12 protein-coding genes and 1 pseudogene are annotated in these 16,803 nt (G+C 74.0%); 9 read left to right on the top strand and 4 right to left on the bottom strand.

The window, feature by feature from the left end; translation table 11 throughout:
• The 4 genes from GPJ59_RS09840 to GPJ59_RS09825 form a co-directional block, all read left to right on the top strand.
• A partial coding sequence (locus GPJ59_RS09840; protein ID WP_258024136.1) for an amidohydrolase family protein occupies positions 1-3,147 on the top strand: 3,147 nt, incomplete at its 5' end.
• A 67-nt stretch (positions 3,148-3,214) separates the two neighbouring features.
• Positions 3,215-3,565 (top strand): hypothetical protein, encoded by a 351-nt coding sequence (locus tag GPJ59_RS09835; RefSeq protein WP_219666098.1) that lies wholly within the window; start codon positions 3,215-3,217, stop codon positions 3,563-3,565.
• Between the two features lie 3 nt (positions 3,566-3,568).
• Positions 3,569-6,298 carry a vWA domain-containing protein gene (locus GPJ59_RS09830; protein ID WP_219666097.1) on the top strand — a complete coding sequence of 910 codons (2,730 nt, stop codon included), beginning with the start codon at positions 3,569-3,571 and terminating at the stop codon, positions 6,296-6,298.
• Positions 6,295-7,854 carry an extracellular solute-binding protein gene (locus tag GPJ59_RS09825; protein ID WP_219666096.1) on the top strand — a complete coding sequence of 520 codons (1,560 nt, stop codon included), beginning with the start codon at positions 6,295-6,297 and terminating at the stop codon, positions 7,852-7,854. Before GPJ59_RS09830 ends, GPJ59_RS09825 begins: the two co-directional genes overlap by 4 nt.
• 32 nt (positions 7,855-7,886) lie before the next feature.
• Here GPJ59_RS09825 and GPJ59_RS09820 read toward each other — a convergent pair whose 3' ends face one another.
• Positions 7,887-8,480: a TetR/AcrR family transcriptional regulator gene (locus tag GPJ59_RS09820; protein ID WP_219666095.1), complete on the bottom strand. Its 594-nt coding sequence runs from the start codon at positions 8,478-8,480 to the stop codon at positions 7,887-7,889.
• A gap of 108 nt (positions 8,481-8,588) precedes the next feature.
• Here GPJ59_RS09820 and GPJ59_RS09815 point away from each other — a divergent pair, with 108 nt between their 5' ends.
• Complete coding sequence (locus GPJ59_RS09815) at positions 8,589-9,377, top strand: SDR family NAD(P)-dependent oxidoreductase (RefSeq protein ID WP_219666094.1); 789 nt, start codon at positions 8,589-8,591, stop codon at positions 9,375-9,377.
• Positions 9,378-9,381: 4 nt separating this feature from the next.
• On the opposite strand, the gene GPJ59_RS09810 is transcribed toward GPJ59_RS09815, so the two are convergent.
• The gene (locus tag GPJ59_RS09810; protein ID WP_219666093.1) at positions 9,382-12,051 is read right to left on the bottom strand and encodes an amino acid permease; all 2,670 of its coding nucleotides are present in this window, start codon (positions 12,049-12,051) and stop codon (positions 9,382-9,384) included.
• A gap of 379 nt (positions 12,052-12,430) precedes the next feature.
• Here GPJ59_RS09810 and GPJ59_RS09805 point away from each other — a divergent pair, with 379 nt between their 5' ends.
• On the top strand, positions 12,431-12,766 hold the full coding sequence (locus tag GPJ59_RS09805; RefSeq protein WP_219666092.1) for a hypothetical protein: 336 nt from the start codon (positions 12,431-12,433) through the stop codon (positions 12,764-12,766).
• A 69-nt stretch (positions 12,767-12,835) separates the two neighbouring features.
• Complete coding sequence (locus GPJ59_RS09800; RefSeq protein ID WP_219666091.1) at positions 12,836-13,468, top strand: class I SAM-dependent methyltransferase; 633 nt, start codon at positions 12,836-12,838, stop codon at positions 13,466-13,468.
• Here GPJ59_RS09800 and GPJ59_RS09795 read toward each other — a convergent pair.
• A pseudogene (locus GPJ59_RS09795) lies at positions 13,461-13,565 on the bottom strand (IS5/IS1182 family transposase); the annotation flags it as partial. The gene GPJ59_RS09800 and the pseudogene GPJ59_RS09795 sit on opposite strands and share 8 nt — an antisense overlap.
• A gap of 655 nt (positions 13,566-14,220) precedes the next feature.
• Positions 14,221-14,799 (bottom strand): TetR/AcrR family transcriptional regulator, encoded by a 579-nt coding sequence (locus GPJ59_RS09790; RefSeq protein ID WP_219666090.1) that lies wholly within the window; start codon positions 14,797-14,799, stop codon positions 14,221-14,223.
• Positions 14,800-14,931: 132 nt separating this feature from the next.
• Between GPJ59_RS09790 and GPJ59_RS09785 the strand changes: the two genes are divergently transcribed.
• Together GPJ59_RS09785 and GPJ59_RS09780 are read left to right on the top strand one after the other, a co-directional pair.
• Positions 14,932-15,747: an NAD(P)H-binding protein gene (locus GPJ59_RS09785; protein WP_219666089.1), complete on the top strand. Its 816-nt coding sequence runs from the start codon at positions 14,932-14,934 to the stop codon at positions 15,745-15,747.
• Between the two features lie 137 nt (positions 15,748-15,884).
• Positions 15,885-16,748 (top strand): haloalkane dehalogenase, encoded by an 864-nt coding sequence (locus tag GPJ59_RS09780; protein WP_219666088.1) that lies wholly within the window; start codon positions 15,885-15,887, stop codon positions 16,746-16,748.
• The last annotated feature ends 55 nt before the right edge of the window (positions 16,749-16,803 follow it).

The raw sequence follows: 16,803 nt of genomic DNA, 5'->3' as shown, positions 1-16,803 counted from the left end.
CGGGCCGGGGGGCCGGGACGCGCCGCCGCTGCCGCGGGGCCGGCCGGGGACACGGTGCGGCTGCGGCTGGCCGCCGCGACCAACGGGGCCGCCACGGCCGTCGGGGACCGGGTGGTCGCCGAGGTGCAGGGGGTGCTGTGGTCGCTGCCCGCGGACGGCTCCCCGGCCACCGCGCTCACGCCGCCCGACCTGGAACCCACCCGTCCGGTACTCTCCCCCGACGGCGGACAGCTGGCGGTCGCCGCCTACCGGAGCGGGAACTTCCAGATCTGGCTGATGGGGGCCGACGGTTCGGGTCTGCGTCCGCTCACCGAGGGGCCGTTCGACCACCGGGCGCCGGCGTGGTCCCCGGACGGCCGGACCCTGGCGTGGTGCTCGGAGCGCGGCGGGGATCCGGTCACCGGGAGCCCGTACCGGATCTGGTCCCAGCCCGCCTCGGGAGGTGCGCCCCGGCGGCTGACCGGTCTGCCCGGGCAGCAGGGGCCGGGGCAGGACGGGGCCTGGGAGGACTTCGACCCGGCGTGGGCGGCGGACGGCCGCCGGGTGCTGTTCGTCCGGGGGACGGTGGCCGGCGACGGCACACTGACGGCCCGGCTGCTGGCCTCGGCGGCCGCCGACGGCAGCGGCCCGGTGCGCACCGAGTACACCGCGCCGGAGGGCCGGTTGCTGGCCCCGGCCGTCTCGCCGGGCGGCCGTACCGCCTGGCTGTGTGCGCTCCCCGGGCCGCGCCGGGCCGAGACCGTCACCCTCTGGGCGGACGGCCGGAGGGTCCCGCTCGACGGCGACCTCGCCCCCGCTCCCCCGCGGTGGCTCGGCGACGACCGCCTGCTGGTCACCGTGGACGGCCAGTTCCGGGTGATCCGGCCGGACGGCGACACCAGCGGCCCCGAGCCGGGCCGGCTCCTCGCCTTCCGTGCCGAGCTGCACCTCGCGCGGCCGCGCCGCCGGGTCAAGGAGTACGACCTGGAGGCCGCCCGGCCGCGTCCGGTCCGCGGGATCCACCTGCCCTCCCTGTCGCCGGACGGCCGTACGGTGGCCTTCGCTTCGCTGGGCGCGCTGTGGACCGCTCCGGTGGCCGGGGGCGCCCCGCGCAGGCGGGTCCAACTGCCGCCCACCGCCTATGTGCAGGGCCCGGTGTGGAGCCCGGACGGGCGGGCGCTGGTCTACACGCACGACCGCGGCGGGCTGAACGCCGTCCACCGCAAGGAGCTGTCCGGCGGCCGGGAGGAGGCGCTGAGCCCGGGCGGCCGCGTGTACGGGAGGCTGTCCCCCGACGGGTCCCGGCTCGCCGCCCTGGACCTGACCGGCCGGCTGCTGGTCCGGGAGCTCGCCACCAGCACGGAGACCCCGCTGGCGGCTCCGCTGGGCGGCGGCGGGCTGCCGGGCATGCCGAGCTGGTCGCCGGACGGCCGGTACCTCGCGCTGTGCGACCGCAACCGGCTCAGCCACCGGTTCCGCGAGGGCTACAACCTGATCCGGATCGTCGACGCCGCCACCGGCGCGGCCCGGCTGCACGCCCTGGCCCCGCACACCTCGCTGTCCGACCGGTACGCCTGCGGACCCGTGTGGTCGCCGGACGGCCGGCACCTGGCCTGTGTCGCGGAGTCGGCGCTGTGGCTGCTCCCGGTCGGCCCGGACGGCACCCCGGCCGGGCCGGCCCGCCGGATCACCGACGAGCCCGCCGAACACCCCTCGTGGTCAGGGGACTCACGCACCCTGCTGTACCAGTGCGGCAGCCGGCTGCGGCTGCTGCACCTCACCGCGGACGGCGCGCCCGACGGACCGGCCCGGACCGTGCCGGTCGCCCTGGACCACCGCCGGCCCGCACCGGTGGACACGCTGGTGCGGACCGGACGCTTCTGGGACGGCACCGGCGCCCCGCCGCGCGAGGACGTGGACATCCTGATCCGCGACGGCCGGATCGCTTCCGTGGAACCGCGCCGGGCGGGCCGCCGGGGGCCCCGGGCCGCACGGATCGTGGAGGCCGGGCAGGGCACCGTGCTGCCCGGCCTGTGGGACACCCACGTGCACCCGTACGGCAACACCTACGGGGCCCGGCAGGGGGTGACCGCCCTCGCCTACGGGATCACCACGACCGTCTCCCTCGGCGGCTCCGCCCAGGAACAGGCCCGGCTCCGGCAGGACGTACTGGCCGGGCGGCTCGCCGCACCCCGGCTGCTGACCTGCGGGGAGCACCTGGACGGCAGCCGGGTCGCGTACACCATGAGCCGGGCGCACCGCACCCGGGAGGGCCTGGCCCGGTCGCTGGCCCGGGCCGAGGAGCTGGACTGGGACGTCGTCAAGACCTATGTCCGGGCGCCGGCCTGGCTGATGGCCGAGGCGGCCCGCTTCGCGCACGACCGGCTGGGGGTGCCGGCCGGGTCGCACCTGTGCGCGGCGGGGATCGCCGCCGGGCAGGACCTCACCACGCACCTGGTGGCCACCGAGCGCGCCGAGGCCGGGCACGGAGCCACCCCGCGGGGGCACGCCTACCAGGACACCGTGGAGCTCTACACCCGCGGCCGGTTCCATCTGATCGCCACGCCGTTCACGGCGCTGCCGCTGCTCGGCGAGGACCCCGCGGCGGCCGAGGACGAGCGGGTGACGGCGCTGATGCCGCCGTGGGACGTAGCCGCCGTGCGGGCCGCGGCGGCCCGCCCGCCGGCGGCCGACCAGTTGCTGGCGCTGGAGCGGGAGATGGCGGTCTACCGGCGGATCCTGGGCGGCGGCGGACTGGTGGCGCTGGGCACGGACGCACCGCTGGTGCCGGTGGGGCTCCATCTGCACCTGGCCCTACGGGCGTTGCACCGCTACGGTCTGAGCCCGGCCGAGGCACTGGCCACCGCGACCCGGATCCCGGCCCAGGTGTTCGGGCTCCAGGACCGGCTGGGCACCGCCCTGCCCGGCCGGATCGCGGACCTGACGGTGGTCGACGGGGACCCGTTCACCGACTTCGCCGAGCTGATCCGCGTCCGGGCCGCGATCCTCGGCGGCACGGTGCACGAACGTGCCGCTCTGGTGCAGGAGTTCACCGGACACCATGACACGGCCGCGGTCGCGCCGGAGCCGGAGGGCGGCTGGCATGCCGTCACCCGCCGGCTGCTACGGGACAGCTGCTGCGGCGGCGCGGACGGACCGGTCGGCTGACCCGCAGAAGTCTCCCCCTCCACCAACTCACATGACACCATGAGGAGTTATGGCTGAGGGGGAAGCTGTGGCGAACACTGCTGTCCGCGTACGTCTGACGCGGGGCGCGAGCGAGGGTGACGTAGCCGCGCTGAAGGCGTGGCTCGAACGGGAGCGGAAGCTGGAGGCGCTCCGCAGCAGCGGCGAGCTGGAGATCCAGGAGCGCGCCGGCACACAGGACGGGCAGGGGCAGGCCCGTCCGATGGGGGCCGGGCTGGACATCATGCTCGTACTGATCGGCGCGGCCGCCCCCAAGCTGTTCGACGAGGTGTACGAGCAGGTGAAGAGCGGGGTCCGCGCGTGGCGGGAGAACCGTCGTGACGTGGAGAACGGCGAACCCCCGGAGGTCGAGGTCGCGCCTGACGGCGACGGGAGATAGCCGGTGGCGCGCTTCGACCCGCGCGGGAAGGCGAACCGGGCGCTGCTCGTCGGAGTACCCGAGTACGACTTCAAACAGCCGGACCATCCCGACGGGGTGTCCGGCGACCTCGAAGCGGTCGAGCACAACCTGACCGGCCTGGCGCGGTCGTTACGTGAGGGCGGGGTGTTCGCCCGGGACGAGGTCGTCGTCGTCCGGCCGCGTACGGTCGACGAGTTCGACCGTCAGCTCGACACCGCGGTCAAGGCGGCCGACGGGCTGCTCCTGTTCTACTTCTCCGGCCACGGGGCGGTCCCCAGTACGGGCGACGAGCTGTGGCTGCAGATGCGGGGGGCGACGATCGTCCGGGGCGGCGAGTCGGTGTTCCGGGGCTCCGCGTCGTGGAAGGGCGTGCTGACCGTGCTCGCCCGGGCCACGGCGGAGCAGGTGGTCGTCATCCTCGACTGCTGCTACGCGGGAAACGCCTCGACCGCCTGGGACGCACTCGGCGCCGCGCAGCGGCAGCGGACCTCGCTGCTGATGAGCGTGCAGGCCAACAACCGCATCGACGCCGGGGGCGGCGACTCGGCCACACCGTTCACCGCACAGCTGATCCGGCTGCTGCGCGACGGCCGGAGCGGGCACGACGGATCGGGCGGAGGGCACGGAGGGGACGGAGGGGACGGAGACGACGCACGGGACGGGGAGGGCGGACACGGCGGCGGGATCGGCTTCGCGGACCTGGCGGACCGGCTCAGGGCCCACATGTCCACGCACCACACGACGCTCCGCGAGCCTCCGGAGCCGTGGGAGCCGCAGAGCCGCCCCGCCACCTCGGGCGCCGACGTCCTCCTGGCCGCGCCGGCCGTCCACTCCCCGCCCGCTCCCCCGCCCGCGCCGCCCCCGGTCATCCCCGGGCCGCCCGGGCCGCCCGGGGGCAAGCGGTGGGGAAGGCTCGGCAGACTCGGGCGTCCGGTCGCGGGACGCAGGCTGGTGACGGCCGTCGGAGTACCCGCCGCCGTCGTGGGCCTGGCCACCACCGCCTGGTTCACCGTGCTCGGCGACGACACAGCGGCCTCCTGCAAGCCTCCCGTCGAACTCCGGCTGCTCACCGACCCGGACCTCGAACCCACCGTCCGCAAGGCGGCCAAGGCGTATCTGACCTCGGGCGCGAACAGGGCCGACGACGGGTGCAGACGTAGCGGCATCACCGTCTACAGCGCCGCCTCCGCCGCGGCGGTCGCCGCCTTCAACCGGCAGTCGGACCCGTGGCAGCGGCCCGCGGGCAACGAGGAGAACCCGCAGCGCGACATCGGCCCCCAGCCCGACATCTGGATCCCGGCGTCGAGGGCGAGCGTCGACCGGGCCCGTCCGGCGGCCTCCGAGCGGACCTACGTCGAGTTGGAGGCCGACGCGTCGCCGTTCGCGTACTCGCCGGTCGTGCTCGCCGTCCCGCAGCTCGTGGCGGCGGAGGCGCCCGCCGACCGGGTGGGGAGCCTGGCGACCCTGACGGCGGCGCTCAAGAAGCGCGAGCCCCGGGCCGAAGTGCGCCGTACGGACCCGGAGTACACCGACGCCGGGCTGCTCGCGACGGTCGGCCTGTACGGCACGGCGCCGCAGGACCCGGCCGCCGCCGAGCGCGGTGTCGCGCAGAGCGGACCGCCTTCGCGCACCGGCGGGGAGCTGCTGTGCACCCTGCCGGACGACGACGCGGCGGACGAGCGCACGGCCGCACTGGTGCCGGAGTTCCTGCTCAGGACCGGGGTCGACTGCGACAGCGCGACACGGACCCGGCGGACGGCCGCGTACCCGGACGACGTACCGGGACTCAGCCCGACGTTCGTACGGGTGCGCTGGCGGGATGCCGGCCTCGACGCCGGGGTACGGGACGACGCGGTACGGCGGTTCCGCGAGTGGCTGACCGGCAAGGGCGCGGCCGAGCAGGGCGCAGCCGCCGGGGGCGGGCTCGCCGCGTTCGCGCAGGACGGCTTCCGCGGCCCCTCGGGCGAACGCCTGCCCCTCGATCCCGCCGCCGCCCAGGGCACGGGCGCCGGCACCTCCTTCAGCGACTTCGGAGCGCTCAGCCGTCCCGAGCGGCTCCCCGAACCCGCCGGCCAGGCCGCGATGACCGCGGCGCTCAAGGGCTACCGGGAGGCCAACGGGCCGGGGCGGGTGCTCTTCCTGCTGGACTCCTCGGGGTCCATGGGCGGCTTCTGGGAGGGGCCCGGCGGCGCCCCCGCGATCATCGTGCAGTCCCTGGCCGGGCTCGGCGGGACGGACGAGTACGGCGTCTGGGCGGTGGGCACGGAGCCCGGCGGCGGGCGTGCCCACAGCGAGCTGCTGCCGTTCGGCCAGCACGGGCGCGAGCAGGCCCAGCGCACCATCGAGGCCTCGGCCAAGGTCAGGGACGTGGAGGCGGACCCGTACCTGGCGCTGGTCGCCGCCCTGGAGGAGATGGCGCGGCGCGGGACCGACGACCACCGTCCGCAGCTGATCGTCTACGTCACGGACGACGAGGACAACAACCGGCTGACCGAGGGGAGCCGGCTGAACGACCTGTTGCAGTCGATGCGGGGCTCGCGGGAGCCGATTCCGGTGGTCATGGCCTCCCTGGACAGCGGCGGCTGCGACAAGGGCAAGCCGGACGCGGCGGTCTCCGAGGCGAGCGGCGGCCGCTGTCTGGACACCAAGGGCGACCTCGTCTCGCGGCTGCGGGACGAGGTCGCGAGGACCGGAACGGGAGGGCAGGGATGAGGCACGGGCCCGGACGGTCCGGCCGGCGGGGCCTGCGCGGGAGCGGCCAGCGCGGGAGCGGCCTGCCACGGACCGGGGTGCGCGGGAGGGGGGTGCGGGTGCGCGCACGGCGCAGTGCCGGTGCCCGTGCCGGTGCCGCGATCGTCGTCCCGCTGCTCCTGACGCTGGTCGCCGCAGCGGGCTGTGACGCCGGCGGACCGGGTGCGGCAGGCGGATCGGGCGGGGCGGCCGGATCACAGCCCACCGCGGGGGCGGGCGCCACCGACCTCCCGGGCGACATCGTGCTGGCCAGCGGGCGGGACGTGACCGGCAAGGGCGGCATCCGCCAGCAGCTGATCGAGCAGTGGAACAAGGAGCAGGAGAGCAAGGGCACCGGCTACCGGGCCCGGCTGGTCGAGCTGCCCGGCTCGGCGGACCAGCAGCGCAGCCAGCTGCTGGGCGCGCTGCAGTCCGGCAGCGCCGACTACGACGTGGTCAACCTCGACGTGACCTGGGTACCGGAGTTCGCGGCGGCGGGGCTGGTCCGGCCGCTGCCCGACCAGCTCGTCGACGACGATGTCATCGAGTCGGTGGCCGCCACCTCCCGCTGGCGCGACCGGGTGTACGCCGCGCCGTTCAACAGTGACGTCGGGCTGCTCTTCTACCGCCGCGACTACCTGCAGAGCGCGGGTGTCACGCAGCCCGACCTCGGCAAGGACGTCCGCTGGCCGGCCGTACAGAAGCTGTTCGACACCCTCGACGGCGCGGGCCGGAAGCTGCCCGACGCCTACGCGAAGGGCTGGACCACGCAGCTCGACGCCTCCTACGAGGGGCTCACGGTCAACGGCATCGAGGCGTTCGCCTCCGCCACCGACGGCTTCGCCCTCACCGACGCCGAAGGCCGCTACGCCGGTTCCGTGAAGGAGCTGCAGAAGGGACTGGAGGAACTGCGGAGCCGTACGCAGGCGGCGTACACGCTGCCGGACGCCGCGCAGTCCGACGAGGCGGACACCCTCACCGACTTCGCGGGGGGCCGGACCGGCTTCCTGCGCCACTGGCCGTACGCCTACCGCACGCTCCACCAGTCGCTGTCCGAGCAGCAGCTCGGTGTGGCGCGGCTGCCCGGCAAGGCCGTGCTCGGCGGCCAGAACCTGGCCGTGGCCGACCGGTCGAAGCGCAGCGGCGCCGCCCTGCGGCTCATCGAGTTCCTCACCGGCAAGGAGAGCGAACGCTGCCTGCTCGACGCGGGGTTCGCGGCGACCAGGCGCTCCGCGTACGTGGACGACGAGCTGGTCTGCAAGGCGGCGAAGCCCGCCGGCCAGGCCACCGCCACCCCGACGGGCGAGCGCACCGACCGGATGCCGAGGGACGGGTCCGGCCGCCCCGGGTACGCGCGCGGCACCCTGCTGCCCGCACTGGAGAACGCCGTCCAGCGGCCGCGCACCCCCCTCTACGGCGCCTTCACCCAGACCTTCACCGCCGAGCTGGGCCGGCTCCAGGGCGACAAGCCGCCCTCCGCGGAGGAACTCGCCAAGGATCTGGAGGCGAAGCTGAGGAGGGCGCTGTCCCCGGAGTAGGCCGCCCCGCCCCTGGTTCGGGGGGGCGGGCTTCAGGGACGGGGTTGCAGGCCCGCCAGCAGGATCTCCAGGGCCAGTTCCGTCCCCTCGGACAGCGTGGTGTCGTCGAGGAGGGAGGCGACCGCGAGCGTGGCGAGGCCGTGCACCGTCGAGAACGCGACCTGCGCGAGCTGAACGGGATCGCCCTGGCGCACGGCTCCCTCCTGCTGTGCCCGCGCCATCAGCCGGGCGACGATCTGCAGGCTCTCCTGACCGAGCTCGCGCAGCTCCGCGCTGGAGTCGTCGGCGTGCTTGACGGTGAACATCAGCTCCAGCAGTGCCGTGTGTCCGACCGCGAAGTCGATGTACGCGCGGCCCACCTCGGCCAGCCTCTCCCCGACCGGCCCGGTGGCCCCGGCCGCCGCGCCCAGCCGCGCGTTGAGGGTGGTGAAGCCGCTGACGGCGAGTGCGTCCAGGAGGGCCTGCCGGTCGCGGAAGTGCCGCGAGGGTGCCGCGTGGCTCACCCCGAGGTCGCGGGCCAGCCCCCGCAGGGTCAGCTGCTCCGCCCCCGATTCGGTCAGGACGGTCTCCGCCCGCTCCAGCAGCGCGGCCCTGAGATTGCCGTGGTGGTACGACCCGCCGGCCAAGACGGTCTCCCTCTCTCTCGATCTCTCTCAATGTTGTCGTTGACTACAATGATGGCGATGCCTACATTGATTATGACGCAACCCACCCATGGAAGTGGAGCAGCCGACATGTCGATGACATACCGGGGCACCGTAGCCCTGATCACCGGGGCGAGCGCAGGACTCGGTGTCGAGTTCGCCCGCCAGTGGGCCGCGCGCGGCGCCGACGTGGTGCTGGTCGCACGGCGCCTCGAACGGCTCGAGGAGCTGGCGCGGGACCTGGAGAAGCGGTACGGCGTCCGGGCCACCCCGATCGCCGCCGATCTGGCTCTGCCGGGAGCGGGCGCCGCCCTGCGCGCGGACCTCGACTCCCGCGGCATCCGGGTCCAGACGCTGGTCAACAACGCGGGCTTCGGCGCCTACGGTCCGTTCGTGGACCAGGACCCGGCCCGGATCGACCAGATGATCCAGCTGAACATCGCGGCGCTGACCGGCCTGACGCGCGCCTTCCTGCCCGATCTGGTGGCGGACGGCCGGGGTGCGCTGGTCACCGTCGCCAGCACCGCGGCCTACCAGCCCACCCCGTCGATGGCGGTCTACGGCGCGACCAAGGCCTTCGTACTCAGCTTCACCGAGGCGATCGCCTACGAGACCCGCACCTCCCCGCTGCGCGTCCTCGCCGTCTCCCCCGGTCCCACCAGCACCGAGTTCTTCGACATCGCCGGCAGTGAGAACGCGGCCGTCGGCCGGCTCGCCACCCCCGAGCAGGTCGTCTCCACCGCGCGCCGCGCCCTCGAACGCGGCACGACTCCGCCGAGCGTGGTCGCGGGCCTCGGCAACCGCATCTCCGCACGGGCCGCCGGCCTCGCCCCCCGCCGCCTGGCCCTGACCGTGGCCGGCCGGGCCCTCAAGGCCTGACCGCTCAGCGGGGGGCTTCGGGCGGCGGCACGACCTGTTCGGCCCAGATGGTCTTTCCGTCGGGCGTGTAGCGCGTCCCCCACCGGTGCGTCATCTGCGCGATGATGAACAGGCCCCGCCCGCCCTCCTCGTCGGTGGCGGCGTGGCGCAGGTGCGGTGAGGTGTGTCCGGTGTCGGAGACCTCGCAGATGAGGTACTCGTCGCGGATCAGCCGGACGTGGACGGGGCCTTCGGTGTAGCGGATGGCGTTGGTCACCAGCTCGCTGACGATCAGTTCGGTGGTGAACGTGAGCTCGTCGAGTCCCCACGCGGCCAGTTGCCCGCCGACGGCGGCCCGGGCGGCACCGGCCGACGCCGGGTCGGACTCCAGCTCCCAGCCGGCCACCTGCCGCTCGTCGAGCATCCGCGTACGGACGAGGAGTACGGCCGCGTCGTCGTCCACGGGGCCGGGCAGCAGCCTCGCCAGTGCGCGGTCGCACAGTTGCTCCAGGGGGAGCCGGTGCTCGGCGAGGATGTCGGCGAGGAGGCCGCGGGCCACGTCGGTGTCGTGGTCGGCGGCACGCATCAGACCGTCCGTGAAGAGGGCGAGGAGGCTGCCGGGCGGCAGCTGGAGTTCGACGCCCTGGAAGGTCTGGCCCCCCAGGCCGAGCGGCGGGCCCGGTGGGAGGTCCGGGAAGGAGACCGCGCCGCTGTCCGCGTCGACCAGCGCGGGCGGCCAGGCACCGGCCCGCGCCATGCTGCACCGGCCGGACACCGGGTCGTAGACCACGTACAGGCAGGTCACCGTGATGCCGTCGCCGGTGCCGCCGCCGGACCGGGTGCGGTCGGCCCCGACCTTGCCGGCCCACTCCGTGGAGGTCTGCGTGGCCACGTCGTCCAGGAGGGAGAGGAGTTCGTCGGGAGGCAGGTCCATCCTGGCCAGGACGCGCATGCTCGTACGCAGCAGTCCCATGGCGGCAGCGGCATGCAGTCCGTGTCCGACCACGTTGCCGACCACCAGGCCGACGCGGGTGCCCGACAGCGGCACGACGTCGAACCAGTCACCGCCCACCCCGGACCGGCTGTCGGCCGGCACGTACCGGCTCGCGGCCTCGACGGCCGTCTGGGGCTCCAGGCTGCGCGGCAGCAGGCTCCGCTGGAGTTTGAGGGCCGCGGTGTGCTCGTGCGTGACGACCAGCATCAGCACCACGCCGAGCAGCAGGGCCCCGATGCCCAGCACGGTCACCCCGCCCGTCGTTCCGATCAGCGGCAGGTCGAAGGAGGTCGCCCCGTAGCGGGGGTCGGCGTAGACGTGGAAGGCGGCGTAGGAGAACACCGAGAGCATCAGCAGCCCGCCCGTACCCGGCAGCAGGCCCTTGCACACGAAGTCCTTCGCGCTCCGGGTGAGGACCATGCGGTAGTACCAGACGCAGGCGAAGCCGGTCAGGCCGTAGTAGAAGGCGATCGCGAGGCCGATCGACTCGATGGTGTCGGCGAGCACGTCGCGGCTGATCACCGACAGCAGGACGTAGAAGGCGATGGACACCAGCCCCATGCCCACGGTCGACCAGGTGGGGGTGAGGTAGGTGCGGTGGACCCGGGCGAAGCGGGCCGGGACGGCCTTGTGGGCGGCCATGGAGAAGACGGTCCTGGCCAGGGGCAGGATGGTGGTCTGGGTGGAGGCCGCCGCGGAGGTGACCACCATGAGGATCAGCAGCTCGGTGAGAAGCCGGCCGGCTCCCTGGTCGCCGAAGACCGCGCTGCCCAGGCCGGAGAGCACGTCGTCGGCATTGTCCTGGTTGGCCAGTCCGATGCCTTCGGTCCCGACCCCGGCGAACGCCTGCGCCGCGGTCGCCACCGAGACGTAGATGATCAGCAGCAGCACGGTGGAGAGGACCGCGGCGCGCCCGGGGATGTGCGCGCTGTCGGCGGTCTCCTCGTTGACCGCGACGGCGGTGTCCCAGCCCCAGTAGATGAAGACGGCGGCGACGATCCCCGCGGTCAGCGCTTCGGCGGAGGGCACGAGCAGGGGGTTGAACCAGGAGGCGGAGACGCGGATCGCCGTCTCCGGCGGGTCGGTGTAGACCCTGGTCATGGCGACGGCGGCGAAGAGGATCAGGACGACCACCTCGACGCCCAGGAGCCAGCGCTGGAGGGCCGCGGAGATCTCGATGCCGACGTACGACACGGCGGTCATCACGGCGATCCAGGCGACGCCCGCGAGGGTGGTCCACAGCCTGCTCTCGGCGAGCGACTCCGATCCGAACAGGCGGTAGGTGTAGACGCCGGCGATCTCCGCGAGGTTCGCCATGACGATGACGTCGGCGACGATGATGCCCCAGCCGCCCATCCACCCGACGCGCGGGCCGAAGGCCCGGGACGCCCAGGTGAAGGTGGTCCCGCAGTCCGCGTTGCCGGCGTTGAGCTCCCGGTAGGCGTAGGCGATCAGCAGTATCGGGATGAAGGCCAGCAGCATGACGACCGGGGCCTGGGGGCCCACCCTCGTCACGACGAGGCCGAGCGTGGCCGCCAGGCTGTACGCGGGGGCGGTGGACGCCACACCGATGACGACGCTCGAGGTCAGGCCCAGGGCGCCGGCCTTGAGCCCCTTCTCGCCGGCACCGGGGCCGACGGCGGTGGGCGCGGCGGCCTCCGCGGAGCCGACGGAACCGACGGAACCATTGGACGGTGTCAAACCCGGATCACCGACTTCCCGTTCCGCCCGACATGCCCTGCTCTGCTCTGCCCTGCTCTGCCCTGCTCTGCCCTACTCGGCCCTGTCAGGGCATCTTCCCTCAGGGCGGGGGGCTGCCCGATCCGACATGCCGCGCGCCGCACCGGACCCGTTCGCCGATGCGCCGGGGGCGCGGCGTTCCGTGCCGACCGGGAGCCGCCGGGGGCCGCCGAGAGCCCGTCGGGGCCGCCGGACCCCCGATGTTGAACGCGTTCAACACATCTGACAGTATGCCTGCGAAAGCCTGCCTGAACAGCGGACATGCGGCGAGACATGCGGCTCCGCCTGCCATCCGTCTGCTCTGTGACCGGCTGCCCTGAGATCCGGAGGTCATCGCGACATGATCATCACTTTCCTCATCTTCTTGGCTGTAGGTCTGGTCCTGGCCGTCACGCCCGGCGCCCTCCTGGGGTGCGTCTACATCGCGGTGAGCGGCAGGCTGTCACGCCGGCCCCGGGTCGTGCTGCTGTTCGCCCTGGCGGCGGGTTCGTCAGCTCTGTGGGTGCCCGTGGTGGGGACGACCCTCATCTGGTGGCCGACGGTGGTGGGGATCTCGTTCGCCGGGACACTGGTCTCGGGATTCACGCTCCTCGGACGCGAAGCCCGCAGACGCAGCGCACGCCTCCTCCCGCCTCCCGTGTGGCCCGGCTGGACCGCACCGGCCGACCGCGGCTGACACCGGACCGCGCTCGGCGTGATCGAGCGGCGTACCCGCATCCCGGCGGCGGCTGTTAACCTCCTTCCCGTGGTGGGGCATCAGGAGGAGACCAGGGCGGCCTACGACGGGATCGTCGAGCTGTACGCGTCGATGTTCGCCGATCGGCTGGAGACGCAGCCGTTCTCGCGGGCCATGCTCAACACCTTCGCCGAGCTGGTGCGCGGGACCGGGAACCCGCGGGCGGCCGATGTCGGCTGCGGGCCCGGGCATCTGACGGCCATGCTGCACGGCCTGGGGCTGGATGCGTTCGGGCTCGACCTCTCCCCGGCGATGGTCGCCCACGCCCGGCGGGCGCATCCTTCGCTGCGGTTCGACGAGGCGCGGATGGAGGCCCTGCCGGTCGAGGACGGCGCGCTCGGCGGCGTACTGGCCCACTACTCGATGATCCACACGCCTCCCGGGGAACTGCCCGCGCTGCTCGCCGAGCAGGCGCGCGTCCTGGCACCGGGCGGCCTGCTGCTGGTCTCGTTCTTCGCGACCGACGGGCCCGAGCCGGTCCGCTTCGACCACAAGGTGACGCCCGCCTACAGCTGGCCGGCAGACCTGCTCGCCGAGCTGCTGGCCGGGGCCGGACTCGTCACGTTCGCCCGGCTGCTCCACGACCCGGCCTCCGAGCGGGGCTTCCTCGACGCCCACGTGCTGGCCCGCCTCGGCGGCTGAAGCAGCGTTCGACGACGTTGCGGCGGCGGTAGGCGGCCCGGTCGAGCCGGCAGCGGCTCTCACCTGTGCGGATGCGGCCTTTGATCCGGTCGGTCCGCGGCTCCGTCACGTCCGAGGCGAAGACGTTCCGGCGACTCCGGACGTCGGGCTGCCCGGGCCGCGCGCGGCGTGCTCGCGCGCCACGATCCGGGGCCGGCTTCGTGAGCATCATGCCGTTGCGGACTGCGACGACGTAGTCCACGGGGAGGCCGTGCATCCGCGTGCCGGGGCCCCGGAGGGGGTGCCGATCGAGGGTGAAAAGGGCGTGCTCGCCCCACGGGGTCAACCGCATGCCGATGCGCGCCGCGCCGAAGGGTCCTGCCTTCGCTTCCAGTTGCAGGCGGTGCAGTGGTTCGCAGATGCGGAGGCACCCCCCGGTCACGGCGTCCCCCGGGACGTGGACGTCCGGCGCGGCAGGTGCGCTCGGCACCGGTGAAGCGCGGCGCCGGAACCCGGCCGCTCCTCGGCCCGACGGGCGGACCCGGCGCACCGGGCCGCCTCTCGGGCCGTCCCCATGGGCTCGGCTTCCAGCGTCACGGCGAGCGCGGTGTCTGCACAGCCCGGGGACTCCGGACGAGTGACCCGTGCCGGCTGCCGCGCGGGATCGCCGGATCCCCGTGGGTTCCGGGGAATCCGAAACCTGCTCAGCGGGGACTCGCGGGTCGGTACGTGCGCATCAACACGTGCGCATCAGCCGGGTCCGCAGGGGTTCGTCAGGCCAGCGACTCGATCCAGCGCTCCAGGCGGCGTCCTTCGGCGGCCATGAGCTCGGGTTCGCGGAAGGTGTTGGTGAGGAGCGAGATGCCTTGGTACGCGGCGATCAGTGCGACCGCGAGTTCGCGGGAGTCGTCGCGGCCCATCTCCTGGAACTGCTGCGCGGCCCAGTCGACGAGGTCCCGCATCACCCTGGCGACGGCCTCGTCGAGGCCGTCGGCCCGCTTGTCGAGTTCGGACGCGAGGCTGCCGGTGGGGCAGCCGTACCGGGCGGTGAGCTCGCGCTGGTCGATCCAGCTGTTCAGGAGCGCCTTCAGCCGGTCCTGGGGGGTGGGGAGCTCGTCGAGCGCGCCGATCATGGCCTGCAGGTTGTCGGCGTGCGCGGTGATCGCCGCCTCGACCAGCTCGTTCTTGGTCTTGAAGTAGTAGTAGACGTTCCCGACGGGGACGTCGGCCGCTCGGGCGATGTCAGCGAGCGTCGTCTGCTCGACGCCCTTTTCGTGCAGCACCCGCGCCGCGGCGGCGGCCAGTCGTTCCCGCTTGCCCGACGATCGCCGGGCAGTCTTTGAGTGAGTCACCTGACTGACTGTAGACGCGGCGCGCCGTCATCCGCTACGGTCGAAGTCAGTCAGCCGACTAACTAACAACACACATGCTGACTGATCGACCGGCTGGGCGACGACCGCTCATGCGCTTACTTGGGGGTTCTTGTGATCGTTGTGACAGGTGCGACCGGAAACGTCGGCCGGGAGCTCGTGCGGATCCTCGTCGAGGCCGGTGAGCAGGTGACCGCCGTCGCCAGGCGTCCGGCGGAGCTTCCCGTCGGCGTGCGGCACGTGCAGGCGGATCTCGCCGATCCGCAGAGTCTGCGCCCCGCCCTCCACGGGGCCGAGGCGTTGTTCCTGCTCGTCGCGGGAGAGGACCCGCAGGGCATCCTCGACGTGGCCGCGGCCGCCGGCGTACGGCGCGTCGTCCTGCTCTCCTCGCAGGGCGCCGGGACGCGGCCGGAGGTCTACCGCCATCCCGCGGCGTTCGAGGACGCCGTACGCCGCTCGGGCCTGGAGTGGACGGTCCTGCGGTCCGGCGGGCTGAACTCCAACGCCTTCGCCTGGGCCGGGACCATCCGCGCGGAGCGGACGGCCGCCGCACCGTTCGGCGATGTCGGGCTGCCCACGGTCGACCCGGCGGACGTCGCCGAGGTCGCGGCGGCGGTCCTGCGCCGGGACGGCCATGCCGGCAGCACGTACGAGCTCACCGGACCGGCTCCGGTCACGCCCCGCGAGCGGGCCGAGGCGATCGGCCACGCGTTGGGCGCGCCCGTGCGGTTCGTCGAGCAGACGCCCGCCGAAGCCCGCGCGCAGATGCTGGAGTTCATGCCCGAACCGGTGGTGGAGGGCACCCTCGCCATCCTCGGCCGCCCGCTGCCCGCCGAGCAGAGGACGAGCCCCGACGTCGAGCGGATCCTGGGGCGGGCGCCGCGCACCTTCGCGGACTGGGCCGCCCGCACCGCCCCCGCCTTCCGGTGACCTCCGGCCCCCGCCCATCCGCCACGGCGCCCACCGGGCTCAGTCACCACGGCGCCCACCACGGCGCCCACCGCGGCCGCCGCCGCGGCGGGCCGCCCGATGAAGACCGGCCCCACACCCTGACAGGAGCAGCCTTCGTGCCCGTTCAGCCCGTACTCGACTCCACCATGTTCCACCGGGAGCTCGGCGCCGGTGCGCCGATGGTCTTCCTGCACGGCAACCCCACGTCCTCCCACCTGTGGCGCGACGTCCTCCCCGCCGTCGGCGGACCGGGCCGGCTCCTGGCCCCGGACCTGATCGGCATGGGTGAGTCGGGCAAGCCCGGCATCGCCTACACGTTCGCCGACCAGGCCCGCTATCTGGACGCCTGGTTCGACGCGCTCGGCCTCGACGAGGTGGTGCTCGTCGGGCACGACTGGGGCGGCGCCCTCGCCTTCGACTGGGCCGCCCGGCACCCCGGACGCGTGCGCGGTATCGCCTTCACCGAGACCATCGTCAAGCCGATGGCCTGGGAGGAGTTCCCCGAGGGCGGCCGTCCGCTGTTCCGGGCGATCAAGACACCCGGGGTCGGCGAGGCCATGATCCTCGACGACAACGCCTTCATCGAGCAGGCACTGCCCGGCTCCGTCGCCGCCCCTCTCGACCCGGGCGACCTCGACGTCTACCGGCGCCCGTACCCCACCCGGGACAGCCGTCGCCCGCTGCTGCAGTGGGCGCGCTCGATGCCGCTGGGGGGCGAACCCGCCGATGTGGTCGCGAGAATCCAGGCCTACGACTCATGGCTCGCGGCCAGTGGGGACGTGCCCAAGCTGCTCCTCACCTTTTCGCCCGGACCCGGCGCCATGATGGGCCCGGCGATCACCGCCTGGTGCGCGGAGAACATCGCCGGCCTCGAGATCGCCCACCACGACGCCGTCGCCGGACACCACACCCCGGAGGACCACCCGCTGCCGGTCGCGCGGGCCGTCGCGGCCTGGGCCGACCGCCACGAGCTCCGCTGAGGCGGCAGCAGCCGCCCGTACCGCGACCCGCCGTCCCCCGTCTCCCCGTCTCCCC

This window comes from Streptomyces bambusae (assembly GCF_019400985.1).
Classification (GTDB): domain Bacteria; phylum Actinomycetota; class Actinomycetes; order Streptomycetales; family Streptomycetaceae; genus Streptomyces; species Streptomyces bambusae_A.
This window is presented reverse-complemented; position numbering and strand designations above follow the sequence as displayed.

Excerpts from the sequence above, each read along its gene's own strand:
- GPJ59_RS09825 (WP_219666096.1), top strand. The coding sequence starts at position 6,295 with ATGAGGCACGGGCCCGGACGGTCCGGCCGGCGGGGCCTGCGCGGGAGC.
- GPJ59_RS09815 (WP_219666094.1), top strand. The coding sequence starts at position 8,589 with ATGTCGATGACATACCGGGGCACCGTAGCCCTGATCACCGGGGCGAGC.
- GPJ59_RS09805 (WP_219666092.1), top strand. The coding sequence starts at position 12,431 with ATGATCATCACTTTCCTCATCTTCTTGGCTGTAGGTCTGGTCCTGGCC.